This window comes from Candidatus Thermoplasmatota archaeon (genome assembly GCA_038884455.1).
Lineage (GTDB): Archaea > Thermoplasmatota > E2 > DHVEG-1 > DHVEG-1 > JAWABU01.
Genome location: JAWABU010000044.1, coordinates 1 through 13,388 on the forward strand (window position 1 = coordinate 1; position 13,388 = coordinate 13,388).

A 13,388-nucleotide genomic window follows, 5' to 3' on the forward strand; every position below is an offset into this window, starting at 1 on the left:
AAAGAATAACACCTTTTGGGACAAGTGCAAAAGTCGATGCACCAAAAAAATACATAGGCAAACGAGCCTATGTTATCATCCTTAAAGACTGATTATGGAATTCTGTCCCAATGTCCCTTGTTAAACAAATCTTATAAATTGCATTGATATTACCATTTACTAATCACTAAGGGGCATCACTATGGGCTTTGAAATGCAAATTGTCAGTAACACTCCGATTGTCGGAGAAGATGATCTTGATTCTGTTGCACGGCAATTCTTTCAACAAATCGGATATCTCTCAAAAGGTTCAGATCCTGAGATTCCCTACAAGATTTTTGCAGATTTCTTTTTAAAACATCCGACAAAAGCATGGTATGTTGAAGAAATAGCGCACACATTAAAAACTTCGAAACCAACAGTGTATCGTCATCTTAATAAACTTAAAGGTTTTGATATTCTAGAGGAGGTTCAGGTATTTGACGAAGCCTCACAGCAACAAAAAAAAGCATATCGGATGCGATACGGAAACTTTGAAAAGGCTTGGAATTTTGTTGAAGCACATATTAAAGTCGCAGTCGAAAATTATGGAAGAACTGTCCAGCATATACAACAATTATTAGAAAAACAAAAGAAGGGACGATAATGAATAAAAAAGAAGAGATAAAACTAACCGAAGGGTCTCGGTATAAAATCATTTCGATTGGTGGGCGAGATTCAACGCTTGAAACTGAAGGTATTTTTTCAGGATATGCAACAATTGGTCTAGAAGAAGGTGGTCTTCTCATTCAACTTGGTCACAGCCATGGTCATTTAGAGGGAAAATATCGAATTATTCCGCTACATGCAATTCTTGCAATTGATGTCCTTGATGTTAAGGTCTGTGAGTCAAACGATGATACGAAAGAGACAAATCATTACTATAGTTAAAAAAATTTAACCGATATGCGAAAGAGACCCCGGCGGACACCCAAGATCCCCAGGGTTCCTCCCATCAGGCGACCACAACAAGCACCAAATGCTTTGCGTCACCCCGCATATCATGATACTTTTTGTCATTCATAGTATTTATATTTATCGGGAGAAAATACCAAAACGAAAAATTATCCTTAAGAACTTCCCTTCACCAAATTACCATATTTTTTCGTCACAATGTTTATAAGGACTTATTTGGTATTAATTTTTGGATTTCTACGCCAAATATTGGACACAATATGTAGGAGAGAATAGAACATGCAAAAACCTGAAAAAGAACTTATGGTTGATAGTAACACTGTTTATATTGGTACGAAACCACCGATGAATTACGTGACCGCAATTATGGCTCTTTTTAACTCAGGAAATTTTGATGAAATAACGATAAAAGCCCGAGGAAATGCGATCAGTCGAGCAGTTGATGTAGCTGAAATAACCCGGAATCGATTTGTTACTGATGCCCAAATAAAAAGTATACAAATCGGGACAGAATCGATTGTAGGTGAGGAAGGGCGAAAATCTAATGTCTCATCAATTGAAATCTGTCTTTTGCTCAAAAAACAAAAAAATAAAAGTCATTAATACTACTTTTTAATAAAATGTTATATAGATTATTTGAATCACACTTTTGAAAGAGCCTATGGAAAATATTTTTGCACTACTCGATCATCGTATACAAAATCTTCTTTCAAAAGCAGGAATACAAACTCCTACAGAACCTCAAAGAAAGGCAATACCAGCTATTCTTGCAGGAGATCATGTACTGTTGATTGCGCCAACAGGTCTCGGAAAAACAGAGGCGGCTTTATTGCCAATTTTTCATCGTTTTTTACACATCAAAAAATACAACTATCGACCAGGGATTTCAATTCTGTATATTACGCCATTACGTGCGTTAAATCGCGATATGCTTCGACGAACAATAGAGTGGGGAAAAAAACTTGGTATCTCCGTTGCGGTTCGCCATGGGGATACACCGCAAAAGGAACGGCTCCAACAATCAAAAAAACCTCCAGATATGCTTATTACAACTCCTGAGACTGTTCAAATACTTTTTACCGGCAAGAATCTCCGTCAGTATCTAAAGGAGGTCAAATTTGTCATTGTTGATGAGATCCATGAACTTGCCAATGATGAACGAGGGGCACAGCTAACGGTTGCACTTGAACGTCTTCATGAACTGTGTGCATCTGCCAATAAAAGTTTTCAAAGAATTGGATTATCAGCAACAGTTGGATCTCCCGATGAAGTTGCTCGTTTCCTTGCAGGATTTGAAAATAATTCTTTTCGACATGTTACGATTCTTCAGATTGACATCGAGAAGCAATTTGAAATATGTGTTGAATATCCAAAAGGAAAAAACAATGAACATGAGCTTCTCCTTGCTGAAAAATTATCTCTTGATCCTGAATTCTTTACAGTTTTGAAACGATGCAAAGAACTGATCGATGCGCATACCTCAACACTTGTTTTTATCAACACACGTGATGGCGCTGAAATTCTTACTGCTCGTTTTCGCCTCTGGCAAAAAAACTATCCTGTCGGTGTTCATCATGGTTCACTTTCAAAAGCTGCTCGTATTGAATCAGAAAATGATTTTAAAAAAGGTGTATTAAAAGCACTTGTTTGTACATCATCTCTTGAACTCGGAATTGATGTTGGTGATACTGATTTTGTTATACAATACAATTCTCCTCGGGAGGTCACTCGACTTATCCAGAGAGTTGGTCGATCAGGACATCAAATAGGTCGAATATCAAAAGGAGTGATTTGTACAACAAATCCTGATGATCTTGCTGAGAGTCTTGTTATAGCAAAAAGAGCATTAACCGGCCAACTAGAACCAATAAAAGTCAGACAAAATCCTCTGTCAGTTCTGACGAATCAGATTATTTCAATCACGTTAGAATATGGAAAAATTCCTTCAGAGCGCGTATACACTATTATCACGCGAGCATATCCTTTTTATTCTTTAACAAAAAAAATGTTTGACCTGATTCTGCATCAACTCCAGAGCGAACGGATGATCTGGGTTGATACAGAAGAAAATGTCGCAATTCTGAAAAAAAAGTTGGCTTCTCGCCGATACTTTCTAGAAAATATCTCTATGATCCCTGATGAAAAGAATTATCCTGTTGTTGATATCAGTAGTCGAAGGACCATTGGTACGCTTGATGAAAGTTTTGTTCTTACAAGTGCTTTCGAAGGAGAAAAGATGATACTTCATGGCCTGCCTTGGACTGTTGTGAAAAGAGAGGATGACCAGATTCTTGTTTCACCTGCTCAAGAAATTGGAATTGTCCCATCGTGGGCCGGTGAAGATATACCGGTTCCCTTTGAAATCGCTCGTGAGGTTGGGATGCTTCGAAGAAAAATATGTACTGAGAGTAATCTGTCAGAATATCCAACAGATTCTTTTTCGCTAGACCAACTTCGCAATTATATCAAAAATCAACAACAGCAGGGTTTCCTTGTTCCTGATGATCAGACCATTACGATCGAATATGAAGACCGATCTGTAATAATCAATGCGTGTTTTGGGACGAAGGTCAATGAAACTCTTGGTCGACTCATTTCAGCGCTTCTTGCTCAGGCATTTGGTGAAAGCATCGGAATTACCAGTGATCCATATCGAATCCATCTTGAACTGCCTGGTAAAATACCCCTCGAGCGTATTCGAGATATTCTGTTAACAACAAATCCTGACAATCTGGAATATTTATTAAAAACTATTTTACGAAATTCGACGTATATACGTTGGGAACTTGTCAAGGTTGCAAGAAAATTTGGTGCATTGAGAAAAGATTTCGATTACAAAAATATTGGTATCAAGAAATTGCTAGACATCTTTGAACAATCACTCGTTTTTGAAGAAGCCTTAGATAAACTTCTTTGGGATCGCATGGATATGCCCAACACCCGTCAGATTCTCTCACAAATTCAACAAGGTTTGATCGCGATTCACATTGTTCCTCGATTATCTCCAATTGCAACGAGTGGTTTTGAAACAATTCGCGGACTTATGGTCCCTCAAAGATCAGATAGAAGTATTCTGATGACATTGAAAAAACGATTAGAAGATGTTGATATCTCTTTAGTATGTATGAATTGTTTTCACCGATGGCATACCACAGTTCGCCGCATCGAGACACAACCAAAATGTTCACGATGCGGAGCGATAAAAGTTGCTGTCCTCCCACGGCGCCATCATGAATTGACGAAACTAATTTCACAAAAAAATCGAACAAAAGAAGAAGCTCGGGAACTTCAACGACTTTACAAAAATGCAAGTCTTGTAGTTACGTATGGAAGACATGCCGTTTTTTGTCTCGTTGGTCGAGGAATCGGCCCAGACACTGCTGCACGGATCCTGAGACGATATCAAAAAAGAGATCTTGATACGAATGAGGAACAACAAATTAACTTTTTACGAGACATCCTTAAAGCCGAACTGAATTATGCAAAAACACGGGGATTCTGGGATACATGATACTACGATTCATAGGAATATTTATATCATAAGACTGCATATTATAAAACAAAGGGTGATAAAAAATGAAGGGGAAGAGTATTATTGGATGTTTCATGGCTGTTTTGTTAGTGATACTTATGCCCATGATTCAAGCAGTTGAAATCCAAATCTCTCGACAACCAACGACCCTGTGTTCTTCTTTATCCTATGAAGAGTTTATAAATATGGATACTGCCGCTTTGATAGCATATATATCTGAGATTCTTGAACAATACCCAGATCTCCACAAACATTTTACTTCTCAACTGAATGGGTTAAAATCTGAATCATACTCAGTTGCAGTTTCTGATGAAATCCATAAGATCCAAGATGGTGGTACTCAATCAAAAACTACGAATCAGACGTTTCTTGAAAAGATCTATTGGAAGATTTTTAATTATCGGGTCTTTCGGTTGTATCTCAGTACCTGTATATTTTTATACACTCATTCAAAAATAATGTTTTTCCGTACAATTAACTGGGCAATTAAATTACTTCGTTTAGTTAAAGTAGGGATTATTCTTGGGTACATCGATCCAACTCCACAACAACCTGAAAAACCAGAAATTATATTTTCTCAAGACGTAGTTAACAAAACACTTACCGTTGTCAGTGCTAAACCTGATACTCTTCAGTGGTCTGATATTGATGAAATCGGTTCGGGAAGTTGCGATCCGTTTCCGACAGGTACTGTTACTGTCGGTCAACAACTTACTAACTGCTGTGGGATCATCGTTCTTCGATATAAACCTTCAGGTAGTATTGTAGGTGTCTTTGAGTTTCCATAAATTATCGGGATATCTTTTTCTCGTATTCTTTAGCAAAGATTTTTTAGTCGTAATTAAGATATCGCAAGTCAATGCCCTATTATGAAGAAGTCATTCAACAGATTCTTACAAAAAAGATACAGACAAAGCAAGATCTTCATAGTCTCAAACTTAAACTCTGCAAAAAATATAATTTAAAAAAAATACCTTCTGACAGTGAAATTCTTGCTTACATTTCTGACACTTTTTTAGATGATGATGAAACAATACTTTCTCTCCTTCGGAAGAAATCAACACGAACGCTTTCAGGAGTTGCTGTTGTTGCTGTCATGACATCACCGGAGCATTGTCCTCATGGACGATGCGTTCCTTGTCCGGGAGGTCCAACTCATGAAACCCCTCAAAGTTATACAGGTCATGAACCAGCTGCACTCCGTGCAATCAATCATCATTTTGATCCGTACATTCAAGCACGAAGTCGATTAGATCAACTCAAAAGTATTGGTCACCCAGTTGATAAAATTGATTTGATTATTATGGGTGGTACTTTTACAGCTAGAACTCCTTGGTACCAAGAATGGTTCGTGAAAGAATGTTATGATGCTTTGAATAATAAACATTCCCGGTCGTTGTATCGGGCTCAAAAAAATAATGAACATGCGTTATCACGCTGCATTGGGTTAACACTAGAAACGCGACCTGACTGGTTTCGGATGCAACATGCTGATCATGCGCTTCGTTTTGGTGCAACACGAATTGAACTTGGAGTCCAACATATTGACGATTCAATTTTATATAGAATTCATCGAGGTCATACAGTGCATGATATCATTAGTGCCACTCGACTTGCAAAAGAAACAGGATTTAAAGTATGCTACCATATCATGCCTGGTTTACCTGGTTCAAATTCAAAAAAAGATCTTGAAGCGTTTAAAAAACTTTTTACAGATGAAAGATTTCAGCCAGATATGTTAAAAATTTATCCTGTTCTCGTTATTCAAGGGACACAGCTGTACGATCAATGGACAAAAAAGGAATACGAACCATTAACCGTGGAAAAAGCTGCGGTACTTATTGCGAAGATGAAGCAGTTTATTCCTCCCTGGGTTCGGATACAACGTATTCAACGAGATATTCCTGCACAACTTATTTCTGCAGGTATTACGAAAAGTAATCTACGGCAGTATGTTTTAGAAGAATTACAAAAACATGGTAAAACCTGTAAATGCATTCGGTGTCGTGAGATTGGTTTTGCTTCATTGCGTAAAAAAATTGAGATTACAAATATACGATTGGATACCATTCGAACTGAATATTCTGCAAGTGGCGGAAAAGAATTTTTTCTTTCTCTTGAAGATAGTTCTCACGATGTCATTGTTGGTTATTTACGATTGCGAGATGTTGTTTCCTCCCATCGATTAGAGCTCAATCGTGATTCATGTATGATTATTAGAGAGTTAAAAATACTTGGACGAGAATTGTCACTTGGTGATCGAGCAAATGCTGCATGGCAGCATAGAGGATTGGGGAAAAGACTGATATCTGAGGCAGAATCTATTTGTAAGGATGAATTTGGCAGATCTCTTTTATTTGTTTTAAGTGGTGTTGGAGTAAAGCCGTATTACCGAAAACTTGGGTTTGCTGATAACGGTCCTTTTTTGTGTAAAAAACTTTAACTATACTCTTTATTCTGGTGTTGCTTCGTATGAGTAAACTGTTTTTTTCAAAAATATTATAAAGGGTGCTTTCTTTCTGATGCTCATTACTCATTTGTGGGGCGAGGTACATTATGCCGGAATTCATGTGGCATTGGACACAGGATAATAAAAAGATATATACACTGCAGATAGAGCGTGCAGAGCAAGCAATGAAGAAAGGTTTTCTTGTTATGGGCGTTCGAGTGAATTCTGTTTAATCTTGGAAAAACAATTTTTTTTTTAGCCTACGGAAGTTTTTTATCAGTGTTTCCCATTCAGCCTTTTGTTGTTATGTCAGATATGGATTATCTTTCGTTACTGAAACGTGTTCAAAGTATTGCTTCAACAAAAACTGTTGACGATGAGCGGCTAAAAATTCCCAAAGCTGATATTTTTTATGAAGGAAATACAACGGTTATAAAAAATTTCGATAAGATTATCGATATCATCAATCGAGATGCAGATCATCTTTTGAAATTCTTGCTAGGGAATGTTGGTACTGCTGGAGAACTAGATGGAGGACGAGTGATATTCCAAGGAAAAATTCCCGTAAAGACAATTCAGGATAAAATCAATGAATATATCGATATGTTCGTCATCTGTTCTGAATGTAACCGACCCGACACCCATCTTCTTAAAAAAGGACGTACGCTCATGATTCGATGTGATGCATGTGGCGCATTCCGTTCAATTGGTTCATTAAAAAAGAAAAAGATAACGACAACATCGCAGGAGCCCATCAAAGAAGGAATGGTCTATGAGTTAACAATTAAAGATATTGGGAAACGCGGTGATGGTGTTGCATTTCTTGAAAAATATATCATCTATGTTCCAGGGGCGATTAAGGGTTCTACTGTAAAAGTTAAAATCGAAAAAATTTCCGGAACCATGGCATTTGGTCAGATTGTTCAATAACCTGCTCAGGTTGTTGTGCAGGTTATAGAAAAATATATAAATATACGTGCATATTCGATTCTACGTTTGTCAGACAAATGATGTCGTTTGTCGCTTGTTTGACATACATTTGATGTAACGTCGATGTATGTTTGACACCAAAAAGACATCAAACTGACATGCGTATAAAATAATGTGAGGAGAAGCATGGACAACGACCGCATCACAATCCGACTGCCACAAATCTACCTGCGACAAATTGATCTTTTTATCCGTGCAGGGGAATTTACCACTCGATCAGAGGTAGTCAGACATGCGGTTAACGAATTCCTGTCAAATTATGCACAACGTGTTCTTGACAAAGCTGAGAAAATTAAAAAGGTTCAAGAGTTAGAGGCTGCGGTCGAAGCCATCGAACCTTACATAAAAAAATAAAATATGAGAGATACAAAGGGGATGGGATGCACCCCTTGAAGGACGCCTTTCATGAGGCGTCCTTCCAACTACCAGAATAAATAAAATAGGAGGAATGAAAAAAATGGCCGAAGGAAAAACCTTGCAGTCTTTTGTTGAAGCTGCAATTGTAAATAAAGCGAGTGAGGAGAGCAAACTAAAAATTGATGATGATATGTTTGGTACACCCCGTATCACTATCGTTGGTTGCGGTGGTGCTGGAGGAAACACAATTACCCGACTTCATAAACTCGGTGTAAAAGGAGCTGAAACTATAGCAATCAACACTGATCGTATTGCATTGGATCTTGTAGAAGCCGATAAAAAACTTCTCATCGGAAAAAATCTTACCCGCGGGCTTGGTGCAGGTGGTTTCCCTGAAATGGGAGAACGAGCAGCACGAGAATCGAGCAGAGAACTTGAAGAGATGCTCGCAGGTACAAACATGGTTTTCGTCTGCGCAGGAATGGGTGGTGGTACCGGAACTGGGTCTGCACCTGTTGTCGCAGAAATTGCCAAAAAATGCGGTGCAATTGTTACTGCCATGGTATCAACTCCGTTTAATGTTGAACGTGCTCGACTTGTTAAAGCAGACGAAGGACTTGATAAACTTCGAATAACTGCAGACAGTACCGTTGTTCTTGACAACAACCGACTTCTTGAATTTGTACCTAATCTACCTATCAACCAGGCGTTTTCTGTTATGGATCAATTAGTTGCTGAGACAGTAAAAGGTATATCAGAAACCATAACTCTTCCATCGCTGATCAACCTAGATTATGCTGATATGAAAGCGGTTATGGATTCCGGTGGTTTATCAGTTATGCTCTGGGGAGAAGCCGATGAGGATGCTGGTGTTGATGCAATTGTAAAAGAAGCATTGAATCATCCGCTTCTGAATGTTGATTACCATGGAGCCCATAGTGCACTTGTACATGTAAGTGGCGGTCCAAACATGAGTCTAAAATATGTTCAGGATGTTGCAAAAGCACTCACTGAGGATATGGATTGCTATGCAAATGTTATTCTTGGTGCTCGTGTTGATCCTCAGCTCGAAGGGAAATGCAGGGTTATGGCAATCATGACTGGCGTACAATCACCGAACATTCTCAGTTCAAAACCAATTCGAAATCAGATGCAGCAGCCCTCAGTAATGTCAGCTCCAAAGAAAGTATTAACTCATTCAAAAGTAAACATTGATTTTGTTCGATAGGTTCTCTTGTTAGAGTTAGAACCTCTGCTATCTTCACGATAGCATTTCTTCTATTTTTTGTGTTTATTGGGCTTGTGCTTTTTCAATGGTTCTTAGGAGATCATGTATATTGAAAGGTTTAGCAATATAATCGTAGATATAAGGCTCAAGTCCCTTCATCTTTTTATGATCTGCTGTTCCAATTGCAGTCATAATAATGATTGCAATGTTTTCTGCTAATCCGTTATTTACAAGATTTTTAATCGTTTGCCATCCATCCATATATGGCATCATGATGTCAATCAGGATTATTCCTCGGAATCCTTTTGCAATTTTGTCGATGCATTCATATCCATTTGCTGCGGTTGTGACTGTGAATCCTTCGTGTTCGCAGACATTTTTTATTGATTTCAAGATGTCGATATCATCATCAACAACAAGGATATCTTTTTTCATATGGTACTCCTTCAGACAGTGCCTTTTTGATAGTTATACTTAGTTTGCAGATGTATTAATATGTATCGTGACAGAATACCAAAATGAAAAAAAAGAATCTTCCTCTTACGTTGACCGGTGTATGTTTTATACTAGTTCAGATATTCAGTTGTCTATTGTTGCTTGGGCCTGTGAGGTAGTCTGGATATCCTTCCGGCCTTCGGAGCCGGATACTGGGGTTCGAATCCCCACAGGTCCGTCTACATTTTATCTGTTGGTTTTGCAGAGAATCGCCAATTTTCGTTTCTCGTGCTATTTTCTGTCATTTTATGACGAACGACATCAAGGGTAGGCATATTGTGAATCGTGAACCGCAGGTCTGATTCTGTGACGTGTAGATATCGTGCAGTAGTTCCAATGTCTGAATGACCAAGTAATCTCTGAACAACAGTGATTTTTGCTCCTGCTCTCAAAAGATTAGTTGCATAGAAATGTCGAAAACAATGAGGGTGAATCCAGGAAACACCTGCTTCTTTCGCGATATCTTTTATTCTCTTTCGAACATATGCAGGTGTAAGTTGACCTTTATCTGTAGTAAAAACGTAGTCTCCTACGTCATAACGCCAGTTATCGATATAGTTCTTCAAACTTGGATACGTGATACCAGTGAGAACCTTACGCTCGATAGGTACGATTCGATCTTTGCCACCTTTACCTTTTTTCACTGTTATCTCTGCGTTTCCCCAATCGATATCGATAAGTTTGAGATTGCAGAGTTCTGCACAGCGTAACCCTGTTTTACAGAAGAAAATAATCATCATTCTGTCTCGACGATCTGCCATAGTTCTGTTGGAGACAACATCAAGTAACGCTTGGATATCATCAACGCTTGGTACTTTAACCGGAGTTTCATGCTCTTTAAATTGTTTGAATTTGACATTAAGATTTCGATATTTTAACCATGAGTTCAATGCTTTGACATAGTTGTTTATTGCGGTATTTGGGGAACCGTGTTCGAGCATTTCGTAAAACAATGTATGAATTTGTTTTTCATCGAAATTAACAAGATCAATTCCTTGATCTTCTAAATATCGTAGTTTACGAATTCGATCTGGGATAGTTGATCTGGGATTGAGTCGTTGAATAACTGCGCAATGACGAATAAAATCTCTCCAGAGATTCGATGATACTGTTGTAACGTTCGTTGTGTCTTCGACTAATTTGACCTGCTTGCATTTAGAAAAAGATTTATAGACACTGGTTTCTTCATACTCTCGGGGGTTTGATACTCGCATTATCAGACCTCCAGACCATCAGGGTGTTCGCGCACTCTGGTGGTCAATTCCTATTTTAGGTCATATTATTTTCAATAGGTAAGACTAATAAAAACCATAAGGAGTGTGCCTCCTTATATACTCCTGTGTGAGATCGTTGAAAGTATTCCCTCCTGTTGCAACAGGAGAACGTTTATATATTCTGATTCGGATTTATATGTTGATAGGTTCATCATTTTATTTATATGACTGAATAAAAAGATACTCATCGGTATATTTTTAAGGATGTTTTCCTTGTATAAACTGGGAGTTGTTATACCCATTGAGGTAAGAGAATTATTTCGCTAAGTATCGAAGAAAGAAGAATAAAGAATGTATAACTGATATACCAAAGTATATTTGAGGAAATGGCGGAAGAGAATGACCGATATTCGATTATGGACAAAAGATGAAGAAATCAGTTTCTTTAGAAAATTTTTGAAAGGTGTAACACCCGAGCAATTATTCTATACAACGAAAGATAAAAAATATTATGCCTACTGGCCAAAACATTACGAAGGGGCAAAAACAACGTTACAAAGCAGAAATGCCTTCATCGGTGCATATACCGAAAAGTGGGCTCAGGATCTTCTTGAAAAAATTGCTAAACATTTAGGTGCATATGCGGTGAATAATGTTGTATGCGAAGAATTTGAATTAACGAAAGGTTCACCTGCTGATATCGCAATATGTAAAACAAAATCAAATATCCAACGAGCTGAAGATATTATAGGTATCTTCGAAGTAAAAATGTCTGTGGTTTGGAACTGGGAACTTCAAAAAAAGAAAACTACGTATTCTTTCAAATGTTTGGGAGATTACACAACTCATCAAGGTAATCCTGGATTATTACGATCTGATAGCATGCTCAAAGCAATTGGGAAAAGCATCAGTATACGGATAGCTTCGTTAAAAGCTGCAAATGTTCCGATCATCATTCTTGGAAACACTCCTGTAACAAAAAGCTATTATCAGAAAGTTGATACTTTAAAAAACTACGGGATCATCCAAGGTTTTTGGTCATTAAATCCTCAGCCGCTTGATGGTAATGGAGAAAATATCAAATCAACAAAAGGCAATGGTTTTCTGAGATTTGATTCTTTTTCAGAATTTAAAACACATCTCTTGAACCTATTACAGGAAGACAGGATGTTCTTTGCTGGTATGAAAAGCAAAAAAGAATTAGGGCGACTTATTGAACTCGCTAACAAAGAAAACACGTATGAATCCAAAGCCGAGAAATTCCTTAGATTAATGAGGGAGGTTGAAAAAAATGCCAAGTAAATCACGTGGAACCAAGACGAGCGCTTTCGGTTCTCCGGGGAGATCTAATCATGATTCATCAGCATTTTACAACAGTCGTCTCTACGAGGGATTACCTGTAGAGAAAAAAGAGGTTGACTTTGTTGAAAATAAGATTGAGGAAAAATATCTTGATAAAGTATTTTGTAAATCAAGTGAGAAGATGGAGGAATTACCCGATAATTGTGTTCATCTGATGGTAACTTCCCCACCATATAACGTTGGTAAAGAATATGATGAAAATCTCTCGTTACAGGAATATCGAAATTTTTTATCAATGGTATGGAAAGAAACATATCGAGTCCTTGTTCCTGGTGGTAGAGTTTGTATCAACGTAGCGAATCTTGGACGAAAACCCTACATCCCTTTACACGCGTTCATTATCGAGGATATGCATAATATTGGTTTTCTCATGCGCGGGGAAATAATTTGGAACAAAGCATCGACAGCAAGTCCGTCAACTGCATGGGGGAGTTGGCTTTCCCCCAAAAATCCTGTGTTACGAGATATTCATGAGTACATCCTTGTTTTTTCAAAAGATGTGTTTACACGAAAAAATCATAGCAATGGAAAAACGACGATGGAACGAGACGAGTTTTTAGAGCTCACAAAGAGTGTTTGGACTTTTGGTGCTGAATCTGCGCAGAAAGTAGGTCATCCAGCCCCGTTTCCAGTTGAACTACCAAAGAATTGTATAAAGCTATACACGTTTGAGAATGATGTTGTGCTTGATCCTTTTATGGGAAGTGGAACGACCGCTGTTGCTGCGTTGTTGTTAAACCGTCATTTTGTTGGATATGATACTGAAGAAGAATATGTGAAAATTGCTGAAAAAAGAATTCAGGAAGTTTTAGGTCAGAAAAAACAAAG

General features: G+C 37.9%; 15 protein-coding genes and 1 tRNA gene. 14 read left to right on the top strand and 2 right to left on the bottom strand.

Annotation, left to right across the window (positions count from 1 at the left end):
* Nucleotides 1-5 precede the first annotated feature (5 nt).
* The 11 genes from QXL17_07425 to ftsZ all read left to right on the top strand — a co-directional run bounded on the left by QXL17_07425 (nucleotide 6) and on the right by ftsZ (nucleotide 9,489).
* Entirely contained in the window at nucleotides 6-92 is an 87-nt protein-coding gene (locus QXL17_07425; protein ID MEM4258960.1) for a DUF2080 family transposase-associated protein, read from the top strand.
* Between the two features lie 89 nt (nucleotides 93-181).
* A complete protein-coding gene (locus tag QXL17_07430) occupies nucleotides 182-625 on the top strand; it encodes a transcriptional regulator (GenBank protein ID MEM4258961.1) in 444 nt (147 codons plus the stop codon).
* The gene (locus QXL17_07435; GenBank protein MEM4258962.1) at nucleotides 625-909 is read left to right on the top strand and encodes a hypothetical protein; all 285 of its coding nucleotides are present in this window, start codon (nucleotides 625-627) and stop codon (nucleotides 907-909) included. Before QXL17_07430 ends, QXL17_07435 begins: the two co-directional genes overlap by 1 nt.
* 327 nt (nucleotides 910-1,236) lie before the next feature.
* Nucleotides 1,237-1,536, top strand: coding sequence for a DNA-binding protein Alba (albA, locus tag QXL17_07440; protein MEM4258963.1), 300 nt, complete (start codon nucleotides 1,237-1,239; stop codon nucleotides 1,534-1,536).
* A 58-nt stretch (nucleotides 1,537-1,594) separates the two neighbouring features.
* A complete protein-coding gene (locus tag QXL17_07445; GenBank protein MEM4258964.1) occupies nucleotides 1,595-4,444 on the top strand; it encodes a DEAD/DEAH box helicase in 2,850 nt (949 codons plus the stop codon).
* Nucleotides 4,445-4,539: 95 nt separating this feature from the next.
* Entirely contained in the window at nucleotides 4,540-5,253 is a 714-nt protein-coding gene (locus tag QXL17_07450) for a hypothetical protein (GenBank protein MEM4258965.1), read from the top strand.
* A 71-nt stretch (nucleotides 5,254-5,324) separates the two neighbouring features.
* A complete protein-coding gene (locus tag QXL17_07455) occupies nucleotides 5,325-6,908 on the top strand; it encodes a tRNA uridine(34) 5-carboxymethylaminomethyl modification radical SAM/GNAT enzyme Elp3 (GenBank protein MEM4258966.1) in 1,584 nt (527 codons plus the stop codon).
* Nucleotides 6,909-7,021: 113 nt separating this feature from the next.
* The gene (locus QXL17_07460) at nucleotides 7,022-7,147 is read left to right on the top strand and encodes a hypothetical protein (GenBank protein ID MEM4258967.1); all 126 of its coding nucleotides are present in this window, start codon (nucleotides 7,022-7,024) and stop codon (nucleotides 7,145-7,147) included.
* A gap of 82 nt (nucleotides 7,148-7,229) precedes the next feature.
* Nucleotides 7,230-7,844 (top strand): translation initiation factor IF-2 subunit beta, encoded by a 615-nt coding sequence (locus QXL17_07465; GenBank protein ID MEM4258968.1) that lies wholly within the window; start codon nucleotides 7,230-7,232, stop codon nucleotides 7,842-7,844.
* Between the two features lie 186 nt (nucleotides 7,845-8,030).
* The gene (locus QXL17_07470) at nucleotides 8,031-8,258 is read left to right on the top strand and encodes a ribbon-helix-helix domain-containing protein (GenBank protein MEM4258969.1); all 228 of its coding nucleotides are present in this window, start codon (nucleotides 8,031-8,033) and stop codon (nucleotides 8,256-8,258) included.
* A gap of 103 nt (nucleotides 8,259-8,361) precedes the next feature.
* The gene (ftsZ, locus tag QXL17_07475) at nucleotides 8,362-9,489 is read left to right on the top strand and encodes a cell division protein FtsZ (GenBank protein ID MEM4258970.1); all 1,128 of its coding nucleotides are present in this window, start codon (nucleotides 8,362-8,364) and stop codon (nucleotides 9,487-9,489) included.
* A 63-nt stretch (nucleotides 9,490-9,552) separates the two neighbouring features.
* Here the strand turns inward: ftsZ and QXL17_07480 are convergent, their stop codons facing one another.
* A complete protein-coding gene (locus tag QXL17_07480; GenBank protein ID MEM4258971.1) occupies nucleotides 9,553-9,924 on the bottom strand; it encodes a response regulator in 372 nt (123 codons plus the stop codon).
* A 164-nt stretch (nucleotides 9,925-10,088) separates the two neighbouring features.
* Here QXL17_07480 and QXL17_07485 point away from each other — a divergent pair.
* A tRNA-Arg gene (locus tag QXL17_07485) sits at nucleotides 10,089-10,162 on the top strand.
* Between the two features lies 1 nt (nucleotide 10,163).
* On the opposite strand, the gene QXL17_07490 is transcribed toward QXL17_07485, so the two are convergent.
* Nucleotides 10,164-11,198, bottom strand: a complete 1,035-nt coding sequence (locus QXL17_07490) for a tyrosine-type recombinase/integrase (protein ID MEM4258972.1) — start codon at nucleotides 11,196-11,198, stop codon at nucleotides 10,164-10,166.
* Between the two features lie 399 nt (nucleotides 11,199-11,597).
* Here QXL17_07490 and QXL17_07495 point away from each other — a divergent pair, with 399 nt between their 5' ends.
* On the top strand, nucleotides 11,598-12,500 hold the full coding sequence (locus tag QXL17_07495) for a hypothetical protein (GenBank protein MEM4258973.1): 903 nt from the start codon (nucleotides 11,598-11,600) through the stop codon (nucleotides 12,498-12,500).
* On the top strand, nucleotides 12,490-13,388 hold an 899-nt coding region (locus QXL17_07500), incomplete at its 3' end, for a site-specific DNA-methyltransferase (protein MEM4258974.1). The genes QXL17_07495 and QXL17_07500, both read left to right, overlap by 11 nt.

Excerpts from the sequence above, each read along its gene's own strand:
- QXL17_07480 (MEM4258971.1), bottom strand. The coding sequence starts at position 9,924 with ATGAAAAAAGATATCCTTGTTGTTGATGATGATATCGACATCTTGAAA.
- QXL17_07430 (MEM4258961.1), top strand. The coding sequence starts at position 182 with ATGGGCTTTGAAATGCAAATTGTCAGTAACACTCCGATTGTCGGAGAA.
- QXL17_07495 (MEM4258973.1), top strand. The coding sequence starts at position 11,598 with ATGACCGATATTCGATTATGGACAAAAGATGAAGAAATCAGTTTCTTT.
- albA (MEM4258963.1), top strand. The coding sequence starts at position 1,237 with ATGGTTGATAGTAACACTGTTTATATTGGTACGAAACCACCGATGAAT.
- QXL17_07465 (MEM4258968.1), top strand. The coding sequence starts at position 7,230 with ATGGATTATCTTTCGTTACTGAAACGTGTTCAAAGTATTGCTTCAACA.
- QXL17_07470 (MEM4258969.1), top strand. The coding sequence starts at position 8,031 with ATGGACAACGACCGCATCACAATCCGACTGCCACAAATCTACCTGCGA.
- QXL17_07455 (MEM4258966.1), top strand. The coding sequence starts at position 5,325 with ATGCCCTATTATGAAGAAGTCATTCAACAGATTCTTACAAAAAAGATA.
- QXL17_07450 (MEM4258965.1), top strand. The coding sequence starts at position 4,540 with ATGGCTGTTTTGTTAGTGATACTTATGCCCATGATTCAAGCAGTTGAA.
- ftsZ (MEM4258970.1), top strand. The coding sequence starts at position 8,362 with ATGGCCGAAGGAAAAACCTTGCAGTCTTTTGTTGAAGCTGCAATTGTA.
- QXL17_07460 (MEM4258967.1), top strand. The coding sequence starts at position 7,022 with ATGCCGGAATTCATGTGGCATTGGACACAGGATAATAAAAAGATATAT.
- QXL17_07435 (MEM4258962.1), top strand. The coding sequence starts at position 625 with ATGAATAAAAAAGAAGAGATAAAACTAACCGAAGGGTCTCGGTATAAA.
- QXL17_07490 (MEM4258972.1), bottom strand. The coding sequence starts at position 11,198 with ATGCGAGTATCAAACCCCCGAGAGTATGAAGAAACCAGTGTCTATAAA.
- QXL17_07445 (MEM4258964.1), top strand. The coding sequence starts at position 1,595 with ATGGAAAATATTTTTGCACTACTCGATCATCGTATACAAAATCTTCTT.